Genomic DNA, 25,173 nt, shown 5'->3' with positions numbered 1-25,173 from the left:
CACTACATGTCGACTACAGCAGCAGAGGCACCTGTCGTTTTAGACGATCGAGGATTTTTTGGTCACCCCCGGGGACTGATGATTTGCTTTGCCACAGAAATGTGGGAGCGGTTTTCCTTTTACGGCATGAAATATCTGCTGCTCCTCTATCTCACCAAATACCATTTGTTTACCGATGCCGAAGGCCTTGAAGTGCTAGGCGGCTATGCGGCTCTGGTATACGCCATGCCTGTGATCGGAGGTCTCCTCGCCGATCGATACCTGGGCATGCGCAAGTCCGTGATTCTCGGTGGACTCCTGCTGGTCGCGGGACACCTGGGCATGGCAGTGGAAGGTGAACAGGCGCGCATGGTGGGCGACAGCATTCAGCGGGACACTCAGGCACTGCAGGTCTTTTACGCTTCGCTGGCACTCATCGTCATCGGTGTGGGTTTTCTAAAACCGAACATCTCGACTATCGTAGGTCAGCTTTACAGTAAAGATGATCCGCGCAGGGATTCGGGCTTTACGATCTTTTACATGGGGATCAATCTCGGCTCCTTCACCGCTACCCTCCTTTGTGGCTACCTCGGCGAAACCTATGGCTGGGGCTATGGCTTCGGCGCAGCGGGTATTGGCATGCTCCTGGGGCTGGCAACCTTTATCTACGGACAGCGCTACCTGGCCGGTCTGGCGGAACCTCCGGAAAACAGCAATCTTGGTGAGAGAACATCGCTTGGGCTGACGCGAGAGCAAGGCATTTACGCCGGGGCGTTACTGGGCGTCGTTGTGGTCTGGCAGATGCTTCAGTTTCATGCCGCTGTGGGACTACTCCTCAACTCTCTATCGCTCATTGTCCTTGGCGGCCTGGGCTGGTTTATCGTGACGCGCTGTGATGCCATTGAGCGCAGCAGGATGATCGTCCTCATCATTCTGACCATCTCCTCGGTCGTGTTCTGGGCTCTCTTTGAACAAAGCGCTGCGTCCATGACTCTGTTTGCAGACCGCGTAATGGATCGAGAGGTCTTTGGTATGCAACTTACCGCCTCCCAGTTCGGCGCGCTGAACCCTATGTTCATTTTTCTCTTTGCGCCATTTTTTGCCTGGCTGTGGACAGTACTTGGTCCTCGCGGACTGGAGCCCTCAACACCCGTAAAATTTGCTCTGGGTATTGCACAGGCGGGGCTTGGTTTTGGCGCCCTGGCGTTTGGCGCGGCCAATCCCGATCAAGCCGGTCTGGTTTCCGGTTACTGGATGGTTCTCGCTTATCTACTCCACACTTGCGGCGAGCTCTGTCTCTCTCCCGTGGGTCTCTCGGCGGTGACCAAACTTGCGGCCCCCAGTGTCGTTGGCGTTATGATGGGCTCCTGGTTTTTAGCCACCGCCTACTCCGAGTTTGTTGCTGCACAGCTCGCCAAGCTGGCGGCACTGGAAACCAGTGGAGGCAGCGTCACCGACACCACCGCGGCATTGACAAGCTATGGCGATCTGTTTGGCAACCTCCTCTGGCTCGGCCTGGGCGTAGGTGTCCTCATGCTCTTGCTGTCGCCATTACTGCGTCGCATGATGCACGGTATTCACTAAGCGCAGGAAAGAGCCATGCCAGAACGGACTTACGACATTGTTCTGTTTGGAGCCACGGGGTTTACCGGGCAGTTAGTAGCCGAGTATTTGCTCGAGCGCTACGGCAGCGATGGAGAGATACGTTGGGCGCTGGCGGGTAGAAATACCGCAAAACTGGAGGCTGTGCGTCAAGCACTTCAGGGCGTAAAGCCGGCTAAGCCTCTTACTCTTATTACGGCCGATAGCAGCGATGGGGAGGCACTCAGCAGTCTGGCCAAACACACGCGGGTGGTGTGCAGTACCGTTGGCCCCTATGCACGCCATGGCAGTGAACTGGTTGCAGCCTGCGCCGCCGAAGGCACAGACTACTGCGATCTCACCGGCGAGGTGCACTGGGTCGCGCGCATGATCGAGTCCCATCAAAAAACTGCGCAGGAGACCGGCGCACGTATCGTACATTCCTGCGGCTTTGACTCTATTCCCTCGGATCTCGGCAATTGGTTCGTACAACAGGCTATGGAGGACCAACATGGCGTCTCTGCGGCTCGCGTCCGTGGGCGCGTTGGTAAAACGCGCGGCGCGGCCAGCGGAGGAACCGTGGCCAGTCTTTTAGGCGTTCTGGAAGACGCCGGGCGCGACCCCGCCTTACGTCGCTTACTTAAGGACAAGTATTGTTTGTATCCATCACAGGAAAGTCCGGGCCCTGTTGTTACAGACCAGCAGACTCCGATCTTTGATCCCTGCTTTGAACAATGGACTACTCCGTTTGTGATGGCATTGATCAACGAGCGCGTTGTAAGGCGCAGCAATGCCCTTCTGGGTTTTCCCTGGGGCCGGGAGTTCAACTACGACGAAAGCCAACTCTGTACCAGCCGTGCTCAAGCACTCGCGATCAGCATTGGCATGGGCGCCGCCATGTTCACCGCAAGCAATTCTTTGGGCCGAAACCTGCTTACCCGCTGGCTGCCAAAGCCCGGAGAAGGACCCGACCAGGATGCGCGGGAGCGGGGGTTCTTCGAACTCTATTTTCACGCTGAGCACCCTGAAGATTCCGCAAAGTCACTGCGTGCCCGCGTCACGGGAGACAGAGATCCAGGCTATGGATCAACCTCGCGCATGCTGGGCGAAACGGCGGTCTGTCTTGCTCAGGATCCGGCGACCGTGGATGGCGGATTGTGGACTCCAGCGTCAGCTCTCGCTTCGGCTCTTATACCGAGACTAGAACAAAACGCCGGACTGCAGTTTAGCCTGGTCCCCAGCCAATAGTTTTGCAAGGTCCCGCAGGCACGCAGCTTTGAGCACCAATGACAAGCAGCGCTTCAATCTGGTTTTCTCCGGCCAACTACTGCCCGGCACAGATGGAGAGCGTGCACGCCGGACACTGGCGGCTTTCTTTGGTTTGCAAGATGTGTCCGGTGTCGCTGTGTTCTTTAGTGGTAAGCCCGTACCGCTGCGACGCAACATTACGCACAGCGATGCGCAACGGCTATACCGGCAACTCCGAAGCGTGGGTTTAATCTGTGAGTTTTCGCCGGTAGACGTACCAGAACCAGAGCCGGAAAGATTCAAACCCGAAGCGAAGTCAGAAACTGCTCCCGGGGCAGGGCTGAAAGTACAGTTAGAGCTGGCGCCAAACGCAGAACAAGTCTCTGAACCGGCGGCAACAACCTCGGCCCCATCGCGGTCATCGTCATTATCCGAGCCTGCGCCTGAACCAGCCGTAAAAAGGCCAGAACCTGCACAGAAGACTGCTCCTGCTCCTAAGCCCGCGCCACCAAAGCCGGAACTGAAGCTGAAGCCGAAACCGAGGCCTAAGCCTAAGCCCAAGCCTCAGCCTCAGCCTCAGCCTCAGCCTAAGCCTAAGCGTGCCGCTGAACCGATCACTGAGCCTGCGCCCCGACCGGAGCGTACTGCGCAGCGAACGCCCCCGCGCAACGCAGCTACCGTCACCGCAAAAGAAACTGCTGGGAACCACACCAGTAAAGGTGAAAGGCCGCGGGGCAAGGCACCAAACTTGTTTGCTCTGCGACCAGCTTTTCCATCGCAAAATCCCGTGCAGCTTTCTGAAACCACGCAAATACGGAGTTTGATTGCCGCGGGAGCCGCGCTCGCGCTATGTGTACTGGTGCTTGCCGTAGTGCTTCGCTTTCCCGCCGCCCCCGCGGGATCTGAACCCTTGGGAGCTCTCGACGCAATAACGCTGCCTAACAACGAATTAGTGCTGCTGGTCGAAGGCGCACTACTGCGTCACGAGCGATCAGGACTTGCAAAGGTTCGCCTCAGCGCTTCTGATCTTGGCTATGATCGAATAGCCCCTCCGTTGTGGACGACGCCAACCGGGGATCTGCTTCTCAATGCATCTCAGGACGGTGGCGAGCTGCAACTGCAGCGTTGCAATCTGGATGAGCGCAGCTGCTCTCCCTTTGACTCACAAAATTTGAGCAGCCCTGTTATCGCCATCGCCGGTTCACTGCTGGGCGACACGCTGTTCCTTCTGGGTGCCGACGGACAGCTGTGGCGAAGCAGCAGTCTCGGGAATGTCGAAGCCGAAGCAACTGTGGAGGTCCCCTGGGGACAACCAAGAATTCTTTCCAAAGACGGTCTCCTGCTGGCTCCGGCCGCGGACTCTCCCATGCTCGGCGTCTATCGTCCTGACGAACAAAATTTCGGCCAACAGCTGGATGCTCTTCTGATAATGCCGCCCGCAGCGGTCGCTGCAGCTCAAGACAGACTTCAGGATGTTGCGCTGGGCGAAGAAAACTACTGGGCGCTTATGGCGGGGGACGAGTCTGTACCCGAACTCTATAAATTTGACACGCAGTGGGGAAGCGCCGAACGCATCGATCTGCCGGAGGAGCTCATTGATCCTTTCCTCATTCCCTGGCGCGACAAGTTACTTGTTGCTGATCGTAAGCAAGCGGTAATGCAACGCCTGGCAAATGAGGGTACCGTCGAGGCGCCGTTCGAATCGTCCCTCCTCGCGGAGGAAAGGGATACCTGGATACGGACATCTCAGCAGAGAACTCTGATGCGACAGTTGGGGATAGGACTGCCAATAGTCCTTATTCTTTTTTGCGCCTCCGTCGCACTACTTTATGCAGCGAGTTATCGCAGTCTGCAAAGCATGCCTCAAAAGCGCAGTGCGCTTTTGGACCCCATGCCCGGGGGGATCCACTGGCTGCCCTCCTCCGAAAAAGCAGCGCGCGCTATAGCAAGAGCGGGGATGACGCTTTTCCTGTGCTCCCTGCTCACGCTCCTGCTATGTGCCGCCCTCGGGGGTTGGCGGGCAGCACTGGCCAGTCTCCCCGCAGTGATTGCTTCACTGTATGCCTGGCGTTTTCTTCGCCAAGGTTGCGGTGGCCATCTGGGCTTATTGGATGAGTACTTTATCGCTGTGGATTACGATGGAAAGTACTTTTACGGCGAACGTTCGCTACTGCGCGGTAGCGCCTCTATCATCCTCGCGCCGGGCGTTGCATTGCCAGTCTCCATTGCAGCCTTGCCCAATCTGGACGTCGCAGCTGTGCCGGCAATGCATTACTCCCCAAAAACAAAGAGCGGAGCCGTCGAAATACTCGGAGCGCTGTGGCTACTGAGCCACCCCTGGATGAAAGCAGTATTGCTTACCGTCGGTGGATTCCTGCTTAGTGGCAGCCTGCTGCTCATAGTCAGCTAAGGCCGCCAGCGCGGTATACTCCAACAAGGTTGATGAAGAGTAGCGAGCGCGTCGAAGCAAACGGTGACTGATACAGAAGACACAAAATTAGACTCGCCGTCGCCTCCTCGCAGGGTCGCACTCTACGTCACCTGTCTGGCAGACCTTATGCGGCCATCCGCGGCTCAAGCCAGTCTCGAGCTTCTGCAGCATGCGGGCTGCGATGTCACTGTCCCCACCGGACAAACCTGTTGCGGGCAGCCTTCCTACAACAGCGGCGATTATTCTGGCGCGGCGCGAATAGCCCAGCAAGTCATCGAAGGTTTTGAGAACTTCGACTATGTTGTGCTGCCCTCGGGTTCTTGCGCAGGCATGATGATCGAACACTACCCAGCGCTCTTTGAGGGTGAGTGGCGAGAGCGCGCATTGCAATTTGCCGGTCACGTTTACGAACTCACTACGTTCCTCCTGGAGATCTGCGATTACCACCCTCCCAAGCAAGAACATGCGAAACCGGTCGCCTATCACGATAGCTGCGCCGGCTTGAGAGAGTTAGCCGTTCGAAGCCAGCCAAGGAGGCTCCTTGAACGGGCCGGGATCGAGGTTCAGGAACTTTCCCAGCCGGATGTCTGTTGCGGCTTTGGAGGAACGTTTTGCGCGAAGATGCCGGCGATCTCCGGCGACATGTCAGATCGTAAGCTCAAGGATATCGAAAGCACCGGATGCGACACGCTCCTCGGCGGCGATCTGGGTTGCTTGTTTGCCCTGGCCGGACGCGCTCGACGCACGGGGAACGATGTTCACTTTAGACACGTTGCAGAAGTACTCATAGGCGACGATGTAACGCCGCCCATCGCCGAAAGTGAAGAACGCTGATGGAGCAGCAAAGCCGTGACTTTTTACGTCTCGCCGATGAGGCTATTGCAAGTCCCGAACGCTCCGAAAACCGCGAGATGCTTGGAGCGTTCATGCCCACGCTTCGCGAAAAGGCGGTAAAAGACTTTGGCGGCAACGAGGACTTTGATGCCTTACGTAATGACGTAAAGGCCATTCGTCAGCACGCGCTGGAACATCTGGGACATTATCTGGAAACCTTTACCCGCAACGCCCGGGAAAACGGCAGTTCAGTCAATTTTGCGCGTAACGGCGATGAACTCAATGAAATCGTTCTGGACATCTGTGCCCGGAGCGAAGCCTCAAGAGTCGCCAAGGGCAAATCCATGATCACCGAGGAGACCGGCCTCAACGGGGCCCTTGAGGCCGCAGGCTTTTCTGTGCGGGAAACAGACCTCGGTGAGTACATCATTCAGGAAGCCGGAGAAACGCCAAGCCACATCGTCGGACCCGCCCTGCACAAAACCCAAAGCGAGATTCGCGAGTTATTTCTCGAGCGCCATCAACTGGGCGAGCGGGATCTCGCGAGTGCCGGAGAAATGGTTGCCGAGGCTCGTCAGGTGTTGCGCGAGGACTTCCTTGCAGCAGAGGTTGGCATTATCGGAAGTAACGCATTGATCGCCGAGAATGGCTACTCGATGCTGGTCACCAACGAGGGCAATGGCGACCTTTGCGCAAACCTGCCTCCCGTTTTAATCATTTGCACCAGCATAGATCGCATACTACCGCGCACTGACGATGCCATGGCCATGCTTCGCCTTCTGGTGAGATCAACCACGGGCCAGGCTGTGAGCTGCTATACCAGTTTTTACGCGGGCCCCCGGCGCCCGGGAGACGTCGATGGCCCGCTGGAAACCCACTTTGTGCTGCTGGACAACAAGCGCAGTGACATCCTTGCCAGCGACTACGCCGAAATGCTCCAGTGTATTCGCTGCGGCGCCTGCCTGAATCACTGCCCCGTTTACATGAGCGCGGGAGGACATGCCTACGGCTGGGTCTATCCGGGGCCCATGGGATCCGTACTCACGCCGCTACTCACGTCCCTCGAGGAAAGTTATCTACTACCCGATGCCTGCACCGCCTGTGGTCGCTGCGAGGAAGTATGCCCGGCATCGATTCCTTTGCCGGGCCTACTGCGAGATCTTCGCCACGAGGCGTTTACCGAAGGCATTACCGCAACGCGCTGGCGCCTCGGCATTGGTCTCCATGGCTGGCTCGCACGCCACCCGCGGCTTTACCAGAAAGTCACTGGCTTTGCGGTCAGCGTCATGCACAGACTCGGTCGCCGCAGGGGCGTTATTCGCAAGCTTCCCTTTGCCGGGGGCTGGCTCGAAGCGCGGGACTTGCCAACGCCGGCAGCAAAGACCTTTCAACAAGAGCATCAGGACTCCCTGGAACAATGAGCGCGGGGGAAGCCGAAAAAGAAGTCTTCGCGCGAATCCGTGGTGCCTCCCGACGCGCCTCCAGCCAGGAGATAGCGCAAGAGCTCGCCGATTTGGCGACGCCTCAATCAGCGCCTCTCGCGCAGCCCGACCTCTGCGCAACGCTGTGCCAAAATCTGCAGCGTAACGGTGCCACAACTGTCGAAGTCGAAACACGTAGCGAGGCAGTGCTCGAAATCTCCGAGTTTATTGCTCAGAAACATCGTCAGAGGCGCGTTGTGACTGGTCATGACCCCCGCAGTGCCGCCTTGCCCTGGCGGGATGGGGGGCTCCTCCCCCGCTTCGATGTAGCGCAACCGGGGGACAACGTATCGGTCAGCTATGCCTATTGCGCAGTCGCAGAAACGGGCTCTCTCGCCCTACTCCTCGACCGCAACAACCCGGCCCTCAACAATCTTTTAGTTGAAGATCACGTGATACTGATTGACCGCAAGGACATTCGGGAGAGACTCGAAAACATCTGGGCAGAGCCCAGCCTTAAGGACCCCGGGGCGCGGCCCCGAGGATTAATGATGATATCGGGCCCATCGAGCACAGCAGATATATCCATGCAGCTGGTACTGGGGGCACACGGCCCACGGGCGCTGCACGTAGTGATCCTTGGCGGCCGTGGCTAAACGAATAGCTCAATAAGCCAGAAGCGCCGCGTTACAGCGGCTTATAGGTAAATTTCTGTCCACCCAATGAGGCTTCATACATCAAGCCGCCACGGGCAATAGTGAAAATGGCCAGCCCTTTCCGATAGCCGCTATTTGAAACGTTCGCATCGTTCCTTCCACCGCTCGCACTGGTTGCCGTGCCTCCGCCGGTATTCGCCTCGGCCGACACGCCGGCGGTGATCGCCACCGCAGTTGCTTGAGCACTGAATTCGAAATTTCCTGAGCTAAAGCTCTTAAAGGCTCGCTCGTCTTCCAGAAAAATCATCTGGCTAAAGGCCTGGGCGCCCATCTGCAGCCCAACGGTGAGCTGGGTCATGGTGGTATCACCCACATACATACCCTTAACGTAAACGCGGCCCGCACCATGGGCTCCACCGATACCAAAGCCACCTTTGCCGATAGTTGGAAAAACTACGTAACCGTAAGCCTGCTCAAAAAACGGGCCCGTTTGCTTTGCCGCCCGAAACGAATCGAGGGCATCGTCATACTCTCCCGAGACAGCGAAAGGGCTTAAAAGCAAACAAAGCAGAGCTGAAAGTCCGAATAAACGCCTAGACATGATATTGAAGATCCTCAAATAGACTCGGGAAAACACAATTATCGGCCCGAGCGACACAAAGCGAGAGTCTACCAGTCGTTCATGGTTGCGAGCACGTCGCACACACGACAGCTGTAGCCCCATTCATTGTCATACCAGTTCAACACCCGAAGATATCGACCCCCGGTCACCGCCGTAAAACCGCTGTCATAAATCGACGAATGGCTATCACCAATCACATCGGTGGAAACCAGAGGCCGATCGCTGTACTGCAAAATACCCTGCATGCGCGGCGACTCCGAGGCAGCCTTTACCGCTCGATCTACTTCTTCGACTGATACTGTTCTGGATAGTTTCACAAACAGATCCACTACGGAGCCATCGGGCACGGGCACCCGCGAGGCAATACCGTGTAACCGGCCTTTTAAGTCCGGCAGAACAACCCCCACGGCTTTTGCCGCGCCCGTAGAGGTGGGAATGATGTTTTCTGCAGCTGCGCGACTGCGACGCCAGTCGGAGTGAGGCACGTCGGCGAGGCGCTGGTCATTGGTGTAAGCATGTACCGTGTTAATGACGCCCTCAAGAATACCGAACTCTTCGTGTAAGACCCGAGCCATGGGAGCAAGGCAATTAGTCGTACAACTGGCGTTGGACACAATGCGATGGGTCTCGTTGAGGCCCTCCTCGTTAACTCCAAGCACTACGGTATAGTCGATCTCATCTTTCGCAGGTACTGTAAGCACCACGCGCTTCGCGCCGCCGTCAAGGTGCATTTGCAGCTGCTCCCGGGTACGAAACACCCCCGTAGATTCAACCACAGCATCAATACCCAGCTCAGCCCAGGGCAAGGCAGCAGGATCGCGCTCGCTCAGCATTTGCACCCGCCCTTTAGGCGTCACAAGATGATCATCATCCAAGGCAAGCTCATGGGGAAAAGGCCCCATCACCGTGTCGTACTTCAAGAGATAACGGAGGGCATCGTGATCGAACAAGTCGTTGACCGCCACGACCTGAATGTCGTCGCGCTCCTCGAGAATACGAAACACGGAGCGCCCAATGCGACCAAATCCATTAATGGCGATTCTCATGACGAGGCCTCCATCTCTTGGTCCAGATTGGCGTAGAGCCTTGCCACATCCAGGAGGCGCGCTGCGTGTCCTCGGGTTTCATACCACCCTAGGGTTTTTACGAAATGCTCACCAGCTTTCAGAGTCCCTTTTGCGTCGAACAACAGCGAGTAGTCACTGCCCAGTACATCGGAGGAGACAATGGGGTCCTCCACCACGGACACACAGCTTGGATAGGCTTTTGCTCCTTGCCGCATGGCCTCATTAACTTCCTCGGCAGTGACACTACCGGAGTCCAGGATCAGGGTCGTATCCAGCAGACAGCCCTCCTGCACCGGTACGTTGAGCGTTGAGGTATGCACCTTCCCGGCAAAGCTAGGCAGCACATGGCCCAGCCAGCGGCCCGCGTCGTGGCCGTTGGGAATAATGTTTTTGGGCGCTGATCGACTACGGCGATAATCGCTGCCCGCGTAATCCTGAAGTGCCTGATCCGAGGTGTAAGCATGTACTGTCGTCATACTGCCGCATTCGATCACAAACTGCTGAGACAAAATGTGCAACAGAAAACACAGAGCCGTGGTGGTTGGCGACGCCGCAGAAATCATCCGATCCCGCACGTCCGCAGTATCACCGTTGATCTCGGGAATAATCACCCGGTCAATGTTGTCCTCGGGTAGTGTGCGTATCAATACCCTCGGGGCACCCCCTGACAGGTGGCTTTGCATAGCAGCCTCGGACCCGTAGATTCCCGTAGCGTCTATAACCATATCCACTTCGAAGATATCCCAGGGCATCTCCGCCGGGGTATCGATGGACATCAGGCGTGTACGCTGACGATCCGTACACAAGAAATTACCGTCCCGTCGAAACTGCGAGGGGTTTTTAGCTTCAGACTGCAGCAGATAATGCAGGATGTCTGCACGACCCACGTCTGCGATAGCTACCACGCTGATATCAGAAGATAACGAGGCGAGTTCATAGATTTGCCGCCCCGTCTGGCCAAAGCCCATGATCCCCAAACGCAGGGGTTTGCTACTGGTCATCGCAAAGTCTCCTTAGGCCATTACCGCCTTGGCTTTGGCGTCTGAGTGTTGCACCCACTCATCACACTGTCAAAGTTGTCGCGCTTTAGGCAATCCGAGTGCCCATCTCCGACGTAAAAACCATCACACAGGAGAACGCTTATGAACCAGGCAGTCGCGACAAAAAACCTTGATTTTGCTGAAGATATGACCCCCGAAGCGCGTGATGTACGACAAGCATTGCTCGATCGGGGCCTTGAGACCCCCTTGGTGGACAATGGTCTTACGCGCCAGCAGAAATATGAACGAATTCGCGACAGCTTTCGGGAGATTACCGAAACGTTGGGACTGGATCTTACTGATGACAGCCTTCAGGAAACCCCCCATCGTATCGCTAAAATGTATGTCGACGAGATTTTCAGCGGTCTGGACTACGCCCAGTTTCCTAAGATTTCTGTCATCGACAACAAGATGCAGGTGGAGGAAATGGTGCTGGTTGATGACATAGATCTTGTCAGCACCTGCGAGCATCACTTTGTGACCATCGACGGGACAGCGCGGGTAGCTTACATACCGGGTAACAAGATTATCGGGCTCTCCAAAATCAATCGCGTAGTGCGTTTTTTCGCCCAGCGGCCTCAGGTTCAGGAACGCCTCACTCAGCAGGTCCTCGTGGCGCTACAGACACTTCTGGAAACCGAGGATGTAGCCATCACGATCAATGCCGTTCACTACTGTGTGAAGTCCAGGGGCGTCATGGACAGCAACTCGTCGACTCGCACAACAGCGCTCGGCGGCGTATTCAAAACCGATGCCGCGACCCGAAGCGAGTTTCTGCGATAGTTTAGCTTTGGCTCTAAGCGCCTGTGTGGGGGCTCCTTGAGCGTTTCGCCAACCAGCTATCCAAAGCGTTGGCGAAGCGTTGCTTGTCCGCATTAGCTAAGGGCCGCGGTCCGCCAGTGTTGATTCCACTGTCACGCAACTCGGACATAAAGTCCCGCACCGCCAAACGTGCCTTTGCATTTTCAGCGGTGTAACGCTCTCCTCGGGGACTGATCGCTAAAGCGCCTCGCTCCACAACCTCTGCTGCCAGGGGGATATCCTGTGTGACAACCAGATCGCAGGAATCCAGGCGCTTCAGAATCTCACTATCTGCTACATCAAAACCGGCGGGAACCTGAACAAAGCTGAGGTAAGGTGATGGCGGCACTGCCATAGCGTGATTAGCAAGCAGCGTGACCGCACACTTTGACCGCGTAGCCGCCCTATACAGAATCTCTTTAATGGGCACCGGGCAAGCATCGGCATCCACCCACACCTGCCCGGCTCTTTGATCCAAGGCGATCAGGCCCAGTGAATCAGCATCTCCCGCTGTTCGGCAGACTTGCGTGCCAGTCCCTCGCCCAGCTCGCCAAAGCGTTCTTCTACCTTATCCCGACGAATTTTCAACGTGGGCGTCAGTACTTCGTTCTCAATACTCCAGGGCTCAGTGCTCACGATCACAGCACCAATACGCGCATGCTTTTCGATCTCGTCGTTGATGGCCGCCACGCTCTCACGAATAGAAGCCTCCACGGTCTCGCGGCTCTCCTTGGCCGCGGCCTCGGTGAGCACCGCAATCATCACCGTCTTGGAGAATCCTCTGCCGATAAGGCATTGCTGCTCAATGAAAGAATTGTGAGCAAACATGCCCTCAATCGGTGGAGGCGCGACAAACTTACCCTGAATGGTTTTGAAGTAGTCCTTCACACGGCCCGTGATATAGATGAATCCGTCTTCATCCACCTTGGCCTTGTCACCGGTATGTAACCAGCCATCGCGAATGAGTTCCGCAGTTTTGTCATCCTGCTTGTAGTAACCCGGCGTGCATCCATCGGCGCGCACTGCCAGCTCCCCTTCATCGGTAATCTTGTACTCCACCTCACCCACGGGTTTACCAATGGAGCCAATGCGCCGGGTGTCCGGACCGCTCACGATAAGCCCCATAGCCTCAGTCTGACCAAAGCCTTCCATGAGTTGAAGACCAAGAGACTCCCACCAGTGAATCAAAGGAGGTGGCGTGGGTGCCGCAGCTGCCAGGCAAAACTCCACCTCTCCCAGCCCCATAGTGTCCAGCACCAGCTTTCCAATACCCTCGGCATCTTCCTTTAGCGCTCCATCGAGCGCTTCCTGGCCCCCGAACTTGCCAACTACCGCTTGCTGAAACTGTTCCCAGATCCGCGGTGGTCCAAAGAACATGTGCGGCTGCGTGCGCTGGAGATCGCGAAGAATATGCTCCAGGGACTCATTGAAATTGACCTCGCCACAACTGAACAGCGATGAGTACTCCACAATTTGACGCTCGGCAATATGCGAGAGCGGAAGGTAGGAGAAATATCGAGGCTGGTCGCGCAGACCAAAAGCATCAATAAAGCGACGAATAGGAATGACGTTGCTATCGTGCGTCTGAATAACGCCTTTGGGTACACCCGTGGTTCCCGAGGTAAACACCAGAGACATCATGTCGTCGCCAGCGCACTGATAACTGATCTCTTTACCCTCACCCTCAGCAAGGAGCTGCTCCCAGGTAAGGTGGTCGCCGTCGATCTCGACGCCGGGCAAAGCAACAATAGTAATGTCCTCGGGCAACACCGGACGCACTGCTTCCCAGTTAGGACTTTCTCCCACAAAAATGACTTTTGCTTCCGTAAATTCCGCGATGTACTGCGCTGTGGCCGCAGGCAGCGTGGTGAACATGCTCACGGTGACGTTGCCCGAGCGGATCACCGCCAAATCCGCCATAAACCAATGGGGGCGGTTGCGCGAGAGCATAATCATGCTTTGGCCGTGACCAAAGCGTGCCTCCAGAGCAGCCGCAACGGCATTAACCTGCCGTCGTGCCTCAGACCAACTGTAGTCTTCGCTTCCCTCTTCGCGGAGGTCGCGCATCCAGATTTTGTCCCCCCGGGTGTCTGCCCAGTGGTCAAGGAATTCGGGTAAGGTTTGGAAGTCCATTATTTTTTTATCTCCGCAATTATTACTAATCAATCATAAAACGTAAGCACACTACTGGGCTGCTAATCCAACCACTCCAGAGTTCTGGCTCCCGCTCCGGTCGGCGTCCCTCGCTGTTCAATACCGGTGTCACCCATACCGGGGCTTTGGGGATTGTTCAGCAACTCGGGCAATGGCAGCAATTGCATTGCGCCCCAGCCATGCTGTGGAAGCGGCGACAACAAGTCCTGAACGTCCACCACCGACACAAAACTGTAAAAAGGCTGGAGCGCTGCACCACTGCCCAAACTATCATCACGATACACGCGTTCAGCCGCCGTCACCCGTCGATCTGCGTCGAAAGTCATAATAAGAAACTCGCCTTCAATATGCGCGCTTCCCCAATCGACATTCAAAAAGTCGGCCCCGGCCCAGCCCAAACTAACGCCTAAGGCGGACTCGCGCACCTGCCATGCCTCCCATGCCATAACCAACTGCCCCTCATTGGCCGCAAAGCGCAAGGGAGGGCCAAGACGCGCAAGCATTGTGGCCAGGCTTTGACCCTGAGCGTCATCCTCTATGCCTTCCGGCAATGTCTCCCCGAGCTGGTAATACCATTGGGAACAACCACTGAGCAGCAGGCTGACGCTTAGCAGAGCAACGCAAACACTAATCCTCATCAGCAGGCACTATCCACCCTGAGTAATCGGCGAGAACATCATCTTCATCAAAGATAAATACCGCGCGATCATAACGCGCCGTGAGATCGAATCGGTTGTAAACCAGAAGTATCAGTCCCTGCCCTTCGGAGGACTCGTTGAGGTAATAAAGGACGGTCTCGTCGCCGAGACTCACCAACTGCGAAGGTGGACCTAAGGCTGCCATCACTTGCCCCCGGGTAGTCACCCCCTCCTGAAAACTGTTGAGAGTCTCTTGACTCCAGCTCACCTCCACACCCCGCTCCGAGTCGTATTGGGCGCAGGCAGTGAGCAGTATCAGTGGCAACAGCAATGACAGGCGAAGGCGCGAGAAGAGCATCAAGTGTAATCCGAGTATGTGCTGTGGAGCCGCGGATCATAGCCCAGAAAAACCCAGTGTGAAACTCGGGCATTCCTACCAGGGAATTGTCTTCCCTTCCCAGTCCAGATACGACAACTCACCGTTCGCAACATGCCCATCCAGGAGTTCATCAAGACGGGTGGCGACAAAGTCAGGTTCGAACAGTTTGCCCTCAGGAACGCCGCGCTGAAAAGGCTCCGAGAGTGCCGTATCAACAGTCCCGGGGTGAAACGCCATGAGCTTTACACCTTTGGCGCGGCGAGCCAATTCAATAGATGCCGATCGTAGACCCATATTGAGTGCGGCCTTTGCACTGCGATAGCTGTACCAGCCACCCAGTGCGTTGTCGCCAATGCTTCCCACCCGGGCACTCAACACCGCAATGCGGCAATCGGGACTTTTTCGCAGACCGGACGCCAGTGCAGCCAACCAGAGCATTGGTAGTATGCAATTTACGCGATAGACCTCTTGCATGGAGGTTTGACGCAATGCTTCCAGGGACTTTTCCGGGCCGTAGGATGGCCCATGCAAGGTACCCAGGGCGATCACGATCCGTGACAAGGATTCGCTCTCTTCAAGAACGCGTTTAGAGATGGCTGCAATATCCTCTTCTGTGTGTCGGGTAAGAAGGGGCTGAATAGTGCCTTCTGCGCCATGGCCTGGGCGTTGTTGGCGACTCACGGTCCACACGCTACTGAAGCGCGGATCTCTTCCCCAGCGATCCGCCACCGCGCTACCGATACCGCCTCCCGCTCCCACCACCAGCGCCTGCATTGTGCCTCCTACTTCCTTCACCTGCTGTCACCATCCGCATAGGCTATTGTTTGATCACAGTGGTTTACGCACAGCAACCCGGTACAGATGTAATATCCCGGCTTCTGATAGATTTGCGAAGACGCTTGGGATACTCGTTAGTGGACGAACAACACTGGATCTTTGGCTATGGGTCACTGATTTACAAAGTGGATTTCCCCTACCTCGATCGCGAGGTGGCACTTTTACGCGGATGGTCGCGGCGCTTCTGGCAGGGCTCCCATGATCACCGCGGGACGCCGGAGTCTCCCGGGCGGGTTGTGACGCTTATTCGCGATCCCGATGCCCTTTGTCGGGGGGTCGCCTATCTTGTGGACGAATCAGTGTTTGCCCATCTGGATCACCGCGAGAAAAACGGCTACGAACGACATCGCACACGACTGCTCCTGGAACATCGCGAAGAAACAGTTACGGGGACGTTTTACATCGCCGCAGAGAACAACCCGGCTTTTCTCGGTGAGGGATCCGATCGAGAGCTCGCCCAGCACATTGCGAAGAGCCACGGCCCCAGTGGTAGTAACGCCGAATATTTGCTCAGTCTGGCAGCAGCGCTCCGCGACTTGGGGGAACACGATGAGCATATCGTTGCTCTGGAGCGAGAACTAATCCAGCTGCAGGAGAGCTAGGCTGCTCAACCGGTTTTTTTTACTCTTTGCCGCGGTGCTTTCGGTATTACGGCTGTGAGTTCGCTGCTCCCAAAACGCTCTACCTACGTGCGAGTCCTGACTATTCAATGACGAAAACTCTTCTGTGGCCTGCTGCAAGCTTGAAGGCAAGACCCAGGTCTCGGCCCAATCTTTAAACTGATCTGCAGGCTTCGCCTTGGAGAACAACCAGCCTTGCACCTGGGAACAACCAAGGAATAGCAGCACTTCAGCCTGCTCTACTGTCTCCACACCCTCTGCAATAACCTTACGGTCAAAAGCGCGAGCCATGGATAGAATCGCCATCAGCAGCGCAAAGTCGTCATAGCTTGCGTACATTGACTGTATGAAGCGCTGGTCAATTTTCACGCAATTGGCGCGTAGATCCTTGATGTGGGACAGCGAGCTGTACCCGGTCCCAAAGTCATCCAATGCAAATTGCACACCCGACTCTCGGCACTCTTCAATTACCGCATTAACACGCTGGGCATCGGCAACGGCAGCGCTCTCCAGAATCTCCAGGGTTAACTCACTCGCCGGGCTGCGGTTGGACCTTTCGAGCTCTTCCCTCAAACGACTCACGAATTCCGGCTGGATGATGTCGAGCGCCGTGACATTGACGTGCATGCCTAGATCCAAGCCTGCCTGTCGCCACCGAGCCTGCTGCGCCAGCGCTTCGCCACGAACCCAGTTATCCACCTTGATTCTCAGCGGGTGACCGATTAGGGCTGGTAAAAACTGGTCTGGAAACAGCAACCCCCGCTCCGGATGTCGCCAGCGTAACAGGGCCTCCGCGCCCACTATCTTGCCCTCGCGGATATCGACCAAGGGCTGATAGTGCAATTCAAACTCGCGCTTATCGATCGCTTCAGCAAAAACGTCGGCAAATGCTCTTAGCTCTGATTCCTGCTGCTCATTCGAGATCCGATAGAGGTTATGGCCGCTATTTTTTGCGCGGTACATCGCCTGGTCTGCCTGGCGTAGGAGATGATCAGGCCCTATACCCATTGCCGAGGAATAAAACGCGATTCCAGCGCTGGCAGATACTTGCATTGGGATACCCGAAACCACACGGTGCTCAGATATCAACGACATGAGGCGGTCCAGTAAAGCAATGCACTCTTTACGACTATTAAAATCGCAAATCAGAAAAACAAATTCATCACCACCCAAGCGAGCGACGGTGTCGCTTCGGCGAATTTGTGAGGTGAACAACTGGGAAAGCTGCATGAGCAAATCATCCCCAGTGGCATGACCGTGCTTATCGTTTATTGCTTTGAACTTATCAAGGTCCATATAGACCACGGCCAGTTCGACCTTGCGACGATCCGCCGAAGCCATAGCCTGTTCGAGCCGATCAAAAAACAGAGCCCGATTTGGCAACCCCGTCAGCGCATCGTAATAGGCGGCTTGTTCCAGCTTCTGCTCATAATCATGCAGCTCAGTAACATCACGACTTATCCCAAAAAGGCCCGTAATCTCGCCGTTGTCCTTGGAGAAGACAGGCCATTTGTAAGTCGACATCCACCCCATACTCCCATCGACTCTCTGGAAACGTTGTCTCTGATCCACCAAAGGCTCGCGGGAGCGAAAAAGTTCGTCTTCCTGACGAAGGTACTCGGCGGCTATCTCAGGCGGAAATACATCGGCGTCCGTCTTGCCTTCAACACCATGCCTATCAGGCATACCCACAAGCTCAGCAAAGCTCCGACTGGTAAAAACAAAACGCCGTGAAGCATCTTTGAAGTACATAAAGTCAGTCGTGCGATTGAGGAACAACTCAAAGTGTCGATTCAGATCCTCCAGCCTGCGCTGATCTGCCTTCTGCGCTTTCACGGATCGCTGCAATTCCGCCCAAAGCGAACCCAGACGGCGGTTACGCTCAAGCAGGGCGAGGAGCAATCCCAAAGCCATCACCAGTAGCACTAAAACGGAGGAAACGCCGAGCGTATGTTGCCGCCAAATATCAAAAATAGAGACCGAAGGCGGTTTATCATAGGGCGTTAAGCGTAACTGTCTAAGCTCGCTCTCAAGGCCAGAGTAATCCGCCGGTGCATTCACGCCAGCAAACACGCCTTCTGTAGTTACATAACGCCCGCCGGGGCGCCACAACAGAACGCCGAGAACTCGCGCGACGATTTCGGGCGGCGTACCTCGCGAAGCAACGAGGGGCCACTCTGGATGCAACCGTGTGGAGACGGCGAAGGGATAGTCGCCCAGCTTTTGACGATTCAACACCGAAACTGAACCCGGATCCAAGTCGCCCCGACCGACCATCGCCTCCATCAACGACGATCTAAGAAACACAGCGTCGACACGTCCTTCGATTAGCTCTGCAACAGCATTGGTTTGGTTACCGACCTCAATCCACCGAATATCCGAACGCTCAACCCCCGCTCGGGCGAGCTCTGCCATGGGCAAAACAAAGCCTCCAGTGTTTCGAAAGTCGCCAATTGCAACTGTCTTGCCGCGAAGATCCTCAAGGGAGCTCATGTCGGCGCTCTGGGAAGACACCAATATGGTGCCACCCATACTTCCGATATTGCCCACCTTCGATGCCCGATACATGGTTGCAAAAGCTGCCGTCATTCGATCGGAGGCTCGAAGACGAAGATAGTGGTAGGGATCCGAAACTATAATCGCGCTCTTGCCGCCCCTCGCTAAAGCATCCAGCTCGTCAATCGACAACACTTCAAGCGTAAAATCAGCATCCGAAAATTGCTCATTGAGACCGTCGAGCAAAGGCCGCATTTGCTGAGCAACCACCTCTGGCCTGTCGAACTCCAGCACGGCAATACTCACTTGCTCTTTGTTTTGGGCATAACTGCTCTGAGTACCTGATGCCGCCATCACGACGAACAGGGTGGCAGAAAAAATCCCTTTAGCGACCGTCCCGAGCCTCACTGAGGGATCCTGGGCAGATATTGTGCATCTATCAACTTGGACAAATCCGCATCAGACGGCGGAACTATTTTTTGAGCAAGCAGTTGCTGCGCCGCTCCCTGGATAGCACCATCCGGCGCCAATAAGCTTCTCACTACCTGCAGGCGCGGAAGACGTATCTTGGTCAGGGTAGCTCTAACCTCCGCGGCGCTTGACCCTTGATACTGAGCATAACGATAGACGGCATCATCTGCATTTCGATCAAGATGCTCTAAGGTTTTGAAATGCGCCGCTATCACCTGGGACAACACTTCTTGTCGATTGATAAGGTCAGGACGATTGACCACGAGAACGTCAAAAATCGTGTTTGCCGCCTCGCTGCTGTCAAAGACCGTCTTGGCACCTAGATCAAGGAAATCATCTGCCATGGGCGGGTAGGTCACCACCGCTTCTACATCACCCTTTTTAAAAGCAGCTAACTGCTCATCGCCGGAGAGATCAACAAGCTCGAGATCTTCCATCGTCAGGTCTTCGGTATCCAAAGCCATATGCAGCAGGTACTCACTCACAGTACCCATATCAACAGCGACTCGAGCTCCCTGCAGATCTAGGACGCGTTTGATGTGATCCTTCGCGAGGACAACATCCGCACCGGCAGACTCATTCATCACTAAAACAATTGCGACCTTAGGCAGTTCATTTCTCAAGCGCAGCGCTTCATCAAGCGTCAGCGCTGCGACCTCTACCTCTCCGGAGAGCACCGCCTGCATGGACTCACCTTGAGAGGATGTACGATGGAGTACGGCCCCATCGGGGAGCCAATTGAACTCCTTGGCTAAGCTCAAAGTTTCATAGCCGACCCAGGGGCTGAGAGCGATATGGAGTTCTACGCGAGGCTGACACCCGCTCAGCGCAGAGGCGAGCACGAGCGTCACCAAGAGGCCGCGGATAGATGCCAGCAATTTTTGTGAAACACCGTCGAGCATAGACGAGCGGATCCGCGCGGGTATCGGGTTATTCAGGTGCTCGACATTCTAGCAAGAGTGACACCTATGTCATCCTCCCAACAGGCTCACTAATTGAAAGGCGAGCAAAGCCAAAATATACGCCATACCGCTGTAGGCGACGAACATACGTATTGCCAATCGATTGGACCCTGCTTCTTTGCTCAAAACAGCCATGGTGGAGACACACATCAGCGCTACAGCAAAAAACACCAGCAAGGAAACACCCGAGGCAATTCCCAATTCGCTATTTTGAATTTGGGCCACGAGGGGAACCATGTTTTCTTCAGCGCCTTCAATGCCGAAGATCACGCCCAGGGTTCCCACAAATACTTCTCGAGCGAGAAACGAACTCATCACGGCGACGCCATAGCGCCAATCCAGACCCAGAGGTGCGAACACGGGCTCCACAAACCGGCCGATTTGCCCTAACCAGGAGTCGCCTAAATCCGCACCGTAGTTGGGGAAGTAGCCAAGAACCCAGATCACAAAAGTCACCGCGACAATGATCCCGCCGGCCTTGGTAATAAAGTGCTGACAACGTCGCCAGGACTTTCTCAACAGAGGAAGCAGCGTGGGTACACGGTAAGCCGGCATCTCAAGCACAAAGGGTAAGTCCGATTCCTGAGCCGTGCTAAATCGAGACACCATGGCGGTTACCAAAAGGCCGCAAAGCATTCCAAAGAAATACACCAGGAACATTGCAAGACCTTGATACCCCACAAGACCACCAAGCGCCGTGGTGCTGGGGATAAACGCTGCAATCAAAAGCGTATATACCGGAAGACGCGCCGAACAGGGCATTAAGGGAATAGCCATATAGGTCAGAAACCGTCGGCGCGGCGAATCAATGGAACGCGCGGCGTAGATTCCGGGAATGGCACAGGCCACTCCCGACAGCATTGGTATAAAGCTCTTGCCGGTGAGGCCAAAAAGCCGGAGTGGACGATGACAAATCAGCGCTGCCCGGGCCATGTACCCCGAGTCCTCGAGCAGGCCAATGACAAAGGTCAACACGAAGATTTGCGGTACGAACACCAAAAAAGCCCCGAGCCCCGAAAACAATGCATCGGCGGTAAAGTCTTTAAGCAACTGCGTGCCCATCATGGGCACTACCCGGTCCGACAGCCAAACCAGCCCTGATTCCACAGCATCCATGGCGGGTGTCGACCAGGTAAATATGGATTGGAACAACAGATACATGATGACAAAGAACGCAATACCGCCAAAACCCGTGTGCAGAAAAAAAGCATCCAGGCGATTTTGAGTGCGCAACAAAACATCGCCCTTGGGGCCATAGCTTCGGGCCAGCTGATGCGCATTGCCCCGAAGCAGGATATCCGGCTCCTGATTGTCATCAGGACAGACCGGTTGCGTTAGCTGTTCGGTAATAACCGTATCGAGACGATCCAACCCCTGACCCGTACGCGCGGAAATACCGAGCACCGGTGCGCCCATGTCCCGACTCAGGGCTTCTAAGTCCATACTAATGTGATGGTTTTCAAGCACATCAATCATGTTCGCCAGTATGAGTACCGGTTTTCCGGCGCGACCGCACTCGCGAATCACCTGAAGCGCAAAATACAGGCTTTTTTCAAGACGGGTGACATCAATCACGCAGAGTACGACGCCAAGCTCCGGGGCCTGAAGCGCCTGCTCAAACTGCTCCACGGCAACCCGCTCTTCTCCGGAGATAGCCTGCAGCGAATAGGTGCCAGGGTAATCAAAGAGGGTGACACCCGGGTGACCGGATAACTTACCACTGGCGATCTCTACGGTAATTCCCGGAAAATTAGCCACACGATGCTGCAGCCCCGTAAGACGATTGAAAAGCAGCGTTTTTCCGCAGTTGGGACTGCCAATGAGCAGTGCCCGGCTCGGCGCAGTTAGGGATACATCAGTCATCTTGTGTGGGCCGTACCCGAACGTGGGTAGCTATTTGATCATCAAGAGAGAACACCGTATTGGCCACACGATAAACCTTGGGCGCGCCTAAAGCGGGCGCCTGAAGACAGCTCACAACCTCTCCGGGATGGAATCCCAGCTCCATCAGTCGGATACGGTATTCATCCTGCAAGGTGTCATCAAAGCTATCGATGGCGCCGCACTGACCTCGCGTCAATGTCCAAAGAGATACGGTCACGCTAATCCTATTCGCTGCGGCGCTGCTGAGTTCGCCAAAGTTGCGAATAATACCCGTTCTCAAGAAGCAGGTCATGGTGCGTCCCCTGCTCGACAATTTTTCCGTCCTGTAAGACCACAATGCGGTCGGCATCCACAATGGTCGACAGGCGATGAGCAATCACCAGCGTGGTGTGCTGCTGAGCCATAGACGAAAACGCTCCCAGCACCGCTTGCTCAGAGCGACTGTCCAAGCTCGAGGTTGCCTCGTCAAACACCAAAATAGGGGCTCCCTTGATCGCAGCACGGGCAATACCCACGCGCTGACGCTCCCCGCCGGAAAGCTTCAGGCCCCGCTCCCCTACTACCGTATCAAGACCCTCGGGGAGGCGTGCGACAAAGTCCTCGAGGTGCGCTGCTGCGATGGCGTCAAGCAGAGCCTCTTCGTCGGCATCGGGGTTCCCGTAGCGTATGTTCTCGCGCAGGCTGTCGTTAAAGAGCACACAGTCCTGGGGCACTATAGCGATCTGGCGCCGAAGGGACGTCTGGGTCACGTCGCAGAGATCCTGACCGTCGATCAATACCGCGCCCGATTGCGGGTCATAAAAGCGAAACAGCAGTTTTACCAGCGTTGATTTACCACCGCCGCTTGCGCCCACCACGGCGACCTTTTCGCCACCACCGACACTCAAACTAACGTTGTGGAGTATCGGCCTAGAATCTTCATAGGCAAAGCTGACGCCGCGAAACTCCAGTGCGGCGGCAGAAACCTCTAAGGACTTGGCATCCTCTTTGTCGGCGACCTTCGGCTGTCTGTCGAGCAAAGCAAACAAGCGTTCGATGTTGGCAAGGGAGCTTTTTATCTCCCGGTACACGAACCCGAGAAAACCCAATGGCATGAACAACTGCAGCATAAATTGATTGACGAGCACGAAGTCACCCAAACTCATGCTGCCCCCCTGCACCTGCACCGCAGCGAGGGCGAGCATACACGTTTGCGACGTCGCAATTATGAGCGCCTGACCGCCATTGAGCGCAAACAAGGACAGACGATTTTTTCTTCGCGCAGTCTCCCAAGTGGCAAGAGACTCATCGTAGCGCTGGGCCTCAAACTCCTCGTTCGTGAAATACTTCACCGTTTCGTAGTTCAGCAAACTGTCGACTGAGCGCGTGTTGCTGCTTGAGTCAGCCTCATTCACCTCGCGCACAAAGCGCGTGCGCCACGCTGTGGCACGGAAGGAATACAGTCCATAAAGAACCACTGAGATAAGCACAATCGCCGCATAGGACCAGCCGTAGTTCAGAAGTAATATCCCGGTAACCATGGCGATCTCAAACAGCGTCGGCGCTATATTGAAGATAAAAAAGCGCAGCAAAAAGCTAATACCGGAAGTTCCGCGCTCAATATCTCTGGCGAGACCGCCGGTGCGTCGATTGAGGTGAAAGTCCAAATCCAGGCTGTGGACGTGCCGAAAGACCTGAAGCCCGATTCGGCGCATGGCTCGCTCGGTGACGCGACCGAACAAGGTGTCCCTAAGCTCCCCAAATAAGGTGTTCGCGAGACGCGCGGCCCCGTAGGCGAGCACCAGAAGGAGGAGGAGCATCAGGGGAGTGCCCGCTGACCCTGCATCCAGTCCGTCCACTAGCGCCTTGAGCAAGAACGGGATGATTAACAGGCCACCCTTCGCCGCCACAAGGCACAGCAAGGCGAGGAGCACTCTGGAGCGGTTCTCTCTGAGCACCGGCGCTAAGCGACGATAGATGGCGCCGAGCAAACCAGCTTGCAGGGGCTCTGTCGTCCCGGTGTTATCGAAGCCCTTCACAAAAGCTCAGAGCTGGCTGCGGGCGTGGGCACAACACTCCACTGACCATCCAGCTCCTGAGCCATACCCAGGGAAACGAGCTTTTCCAGGGCGTCTTCGATTTCAAAGTCCAGCCGCGCCTGCCAGCGTTGTGCAAACCAGTCCTCAATGATTCCATCAAGATCCTTAGCGCTGATAGGTCTATCCTCTGCCAGCAGAAAGTACAGCGCGACGAACGCCTCCTTACACTCGGAGTCCTCCGCATCGTCGAGGACTCGAAGGAGCACACCGGCATTGTTGTCCAGCAACTTGAAATACAGGTCTCTGGTCAGCGCCTGACGAAAACGATCCTTACGCGTGCGGTAGCTCGACCATTGCTTCCAGAGATACGCCCCAAGGGCACCCATACCCGCAGCAATGACCAACAGACCACGTTTATCCAACACTACCGGCTCGCTGCGCAGTCCTAGCCAGAACCCTGCCAGCGCACCCAGGAGAACCAGGGGTGCTCCGAGCTTGGTCGTAGCGACAATCGCCCCGCTGGCCACTGCGGGCACACCGATGAGGAGTCGATCCGACCAGCGCATCGCAACGCGGGTATTGGGAAAGAGCATTTCCAAATCGGCATCGGGCACATTCTGAAACAGCTTAATCATCACACGACCAGGCGTGAATTCACTGTCGGTTTTTGCGCCCCGATCAGCGAAACGCAGAAACAAGACCACGCGATCATAGTTAACAAAGCTTACCTCGCGCTTTATCAAGCCAAAGAGGAGTTTTACCGTTTCCCTGCGCTCACTACTACCCCGGCAATAGAGCAGCACGTCATCAAAATCTTTGAGGTCCACGCGTAAACGGATTTGAAACAATGATGAGCTTCGAAAGGCTTTCTTTAACTGCTCTTCGCCGAGCACTTCATAGTTTGCCCGATTGAGCAGCTCTGCCAGACTTTCAGTAAGCGCTTTGACTGTCTCGTCCCCAGAGCGCGCTTCCCCGGGAAACTGTCGTGTATCAGCATCAGGGTCAAGACTGGCATAACAGTCCTTGAGGCTTTG

Annotated in this window: 22 protein-coding genes; 8 read left to right on the top strand and 14 right to left on the bottom strand. The window is 55.7% G+C overall.

What is annotated here, in order from left to right; all coding sequences use genetic code 11:
• Positions 1–6: 6 nt before the first annotated feature.
• The 6 genes from ACTG39_RS08790 to ACTG39_RS08765 all read left to right on the top strand — a co-directional run bounded on the left by ACTG39_RS08790 (position 7) and on the right by ACTG39_RS08765 (position 8,150).
• Entirely contained in the window at positions 7–1,563 is a 1,557-nt protein-coding gene (locus ACTG39_RS08790) for a peptide MFS transporter (RefSeq protein ID WP_439107169.1), read from the top strand.
• A gap of 15 nt (positions 1,564–1,578) precedes the next feature.
• Complete coding sequence (locus ACTG39_RS08785; RefSeq protein ID WP_439107168.1) at positions 1,579–2,808, top strand: saccharopine dehydrogenase family protein; 1,230 nt, start codon at positions 1,579–1,581, stop codon at positions 2,806–2,808.
• Positions 2,809–3,595: 787 nt separating this feature from the next.
• A complete protein-coding gene (locus tag ACTG39_RS08780) occupies positions 3,596–5,218 on the top strand; it encodes a hypothetical protein (protein ID WP_439107167.1) in 1,623 nt (540 codons plus the stop codon).
• A gap of 63 nt (positions 5,219–5,281) precedes the next feature.
• Positions 5,282–6,073, top strand: coding sequence for a (Fe-S)-binding protein (locus ACTG39_RS08775; protein WP_439107166.1), 792 nt, complete (start codon positions 5,282–5,284; stop codon positions 6,071–6,073).
• Positions 6,073–7,494 (top strand): lactate utilization protein B, encoded by a 1,422-nt coding sequence (locus tag ACTG39_RS08770; protein WP_439107165.1) that lies wholly within the window; start codon positions 6,073–6,075, stop codon positions 7,492–7,494. Before ACTG39_RS08775 ends, ACTG39_RS08770 begins: the two co-directional genes overlap by 1 nt.
• Positions 7,491–8,150: a LutC/YkgG family protein gene (locus ACTG39_RS08765; protein ID WP_439107164.1), complete on the top strand. Its 660-nt coding sequence runs from the start codon at positions 7,491–7,493 to the stop codon at positions 8,148–8,150. Before ACTG39_RS08770 ends, ACTG39_RS08765 begins: the two co-directional genes overlap by 4 nt.
• Positions 8,151–8,181: 31 nt before the next feature.
• On the opposite strand, the gene ACTG39_RS08760 is transcribed toward ACTG39_RS08765, so the two are convergent.
• The 3 genes from ACTG39_RS08760 to ACTG39_RS08750 form a co-directional block, all read right to left on the bottom strand.
• Complete coding sequence (locus ACTG39_RS08760; RefSeq protein WP_439107163.1) at positions 8,182–8,751, bottom strand: YSC84-related protein; 570 nt, start codon at positions 8,749–8,751, stop codon at positions 8,182–8,184.
• A 68-nt stretch (positions 8,752–8,819) separates the two neighbouring features.
• Positions 8,820–9,818, bottom strand: a complete 999-nt coding sequence (gene gap, locus ACTG39_RS08755; RefSeq protein WP_439107162.1) for a type I glyceraldehyde-3-phosphate dehydrogenase — start codon at positions 9,816–9,818, stop codon at positions 8,820–8,822.
• The gene (locus tag ACTG39_RS08750; protein ID WP_439107161.1) at positions 9,815–10,840 is read right to left on the bottom strand and encodes a glyceraldehyde 3-phosphate dehydrogenase NAD-binding domain-containing protein; all 1,026 of its coding nucleotides are present in this window, start codon (positions 10,838–10,840) and stop codon (positions 9,815–9,817) included. Before ACTG39_RS08750 ends, gap begins: the two co-directional genes overlap by 4 nt.
• Before the next feature lie 141 nt (positions 10,841–10,981).
• Here ACTG39_RS08750 and folE point away from each other — a divergent pair, with 141 nt between their 5' ends.
• Positions 10,982–11,662 (top strand): GTP cyclohydrolase I FolE, encoded by a 681-nt coding sequence (gene folE, locus ACTG39_RS08745; RefSeq protein ID WP_439107160.1) that lies wholly within the window; start codon positions 10,982–10,984, stop codon positions 11,660–11,662.
• A 13-nt stretch (positions 11,663–11,675) separates the two neighbouring features.
• On the opposite strand, the gene ACTG39_RS08740 is transcribed toward folE, so the two are convergent.
• From ACTG39_RS08740 to ACTG39_RS08720, 5 genes are all read right to left on the bottom strand, one after another.
• Positions 11,676–12,158 carry a YaiI/YqxD family protein gene (locus ACTG39_RS08740; RefSeq protein ID WP_439107159.1) on the bottom strand — a complete coding sequence of 161 codons (483 nt, stop codon included), beginning with the start codon at positions 12,156–12,158 and terminating at the stop codon, positions 11,676–11,678.
• 5 nt (positions 12,159–12,163) lie between these two features.
• A complete protein-coding gene (locus ACTG39_RS08735; protein WP_439107158.1) occupies positions 12,164–13,813 on the bottom strand; it encodes an AMP-binding protein in 1,650 nt (549 codons plus the stop codon).
• A gap of 62 nt (positions 13,814–13,875) precedes the next feature.
• Complete coding sequence (locus ACTG39_RS08730; protein ID WP_439107157.1) at positions 13,876–14,472, bottom strand: hypothetical protein; 597 nt, start codon at positions 14,470–14,472, stop codon at positions 13,876–13,878.
• Positions 14,462–14,830, bottom strand: coding sequence for a hypothetical protein (locus ACTG39_RS08725; RefSeq protein ID WP_439107156.1), 369 nt, complete (start codon positions 14,828–14,830; stop codon positions 14,462–14,464). Before ACTG39_RS08725 ends, ACTG39_RS08730 begins: the two co-directional genes overlap by 11 nt.
• A 75-nt stretch (positions 14,831–14,905) precedes the next feature.
• On the bottom strand, positions 14,906–15,646 hold the full coding sequence (locus ACTG39_RS08720; RefSeq protein ID WP_439107155.1) for an SDR family NAD(P)-dependent oxidoreductase: 741 nt from the start codon (positions 15,644–15,646) through the stop codon (positions 14,906–14,908).
• A gap of 119 nt (positions 15,647–15,765) precedes the next feature.
• On the opposite strand from ACTG39_RS08720, the gene ACTG39_RS08715 reads away from it, so the two are divergent.
• The gene (locus ACTG39_RS08715) at positions 15,766–16,290 is read left to right on the top strand and encodes a gamma-glutamylcyclotransferase (RefSeq protein ID WP_439107154.1); all 525 of its coding nucleotides are present in this window, start codon (positions 15,766–15,768) and stop codon (positions 16,288–16,290) included.
• Here ACTG39_RS08715 and ACTG39_RS08710 read toward each other — a convergent pair.
• From ACTG39_RS08710 to ACTG39_RS08685, 6 genes are all read right to left on the bottom strand, one after another.
• On the bottom strand, positions 16,267–19,212 hold the full coding sequence (locus ACTG39_RS08710) for an EAL domain-containing protein (protein ID WP_439107153.1): 2,946 nt from the start codon (positions 19,210–19,212) through the stop codon (positions 16,267–16,269). The two genes, ACTG39_RS08715 and ACTG39_RS08710, sit on opposite strands and share 24 nt — an antisense overlap.
• Complete coding sequence (locus ACTG39_RS08705) at positions 19,209–20,177, bottom strand: ABC transporter substrate-binding protein (RefSeq protein WP_439107152.1); 969 nt, start codon at positions 20,175–20,177, stop codon at positions 19,209–19,211. The genes ACTG39_RS08710 and ACTG39_RS08705 overlap by 4 nt, the downstream gene beginning before the upstream one ends.
• Positions 20,178–20,246: 69 nt before the next feature.
• Positions 20,247–22,100: a ferrous iron transporter B gene (gene feoB, locus ACTG39_RS08700; protein ID WP_439107151.1), complete on the bottom strand. Its 1,854-nt coding sequence runs from the start codon at positions 22,098–22,100 to the stop codon at positions 20,247–20,249.
• Positions 22,093–22,338, bottom strand: a complete 246-nt coding sequence (locus tag ACTG39_RS08695) for a FeoA family protein (protein ID WP_439107150.1) — start codon at positions 22,336–22,338, stop codon at positions 22,093–22,095. The genes feoB and ACTG39_RS08695 overlap by 8 nt, the downstream gene beginning before the upstream one ends.
• Before the next feature lie 7 nt (positions 22,339–22,345).
• A complete protein-coding gene (locus tag ACTG39_RS08690) occupies positions 22,346–24,103 on the bottom strand; it encodes an ABCB family ABC transporter ATP-binding protein/permease (protein ID WP_439107199.1) in 1,758 nt (585 codons plus the stop codon).
• A gap of 32 nt (positions 24,104–24,135) precedes the next feature.
• Positions 24,136–25,173: TMEM143 family protein (locus ACTG39_RS08685; RefSeq protein ID WP_439107149.1), on the bottom strand; the 1,038-nt coding region annotated here is incomplete at its 5' end.

Origin of the sequence: Congregibacter sp., assembly GCF_965662665.1 — a bacterium.
Classification (GTDB): domain Bacteria; phylum Pseudomonadota; class Gammaproteobacteria; order Pseudomonadales; family Halieaceae; genus Congregibacter.
This window is presented reverse-complemented; position numbering and strand designations above follow the sequence as displayed.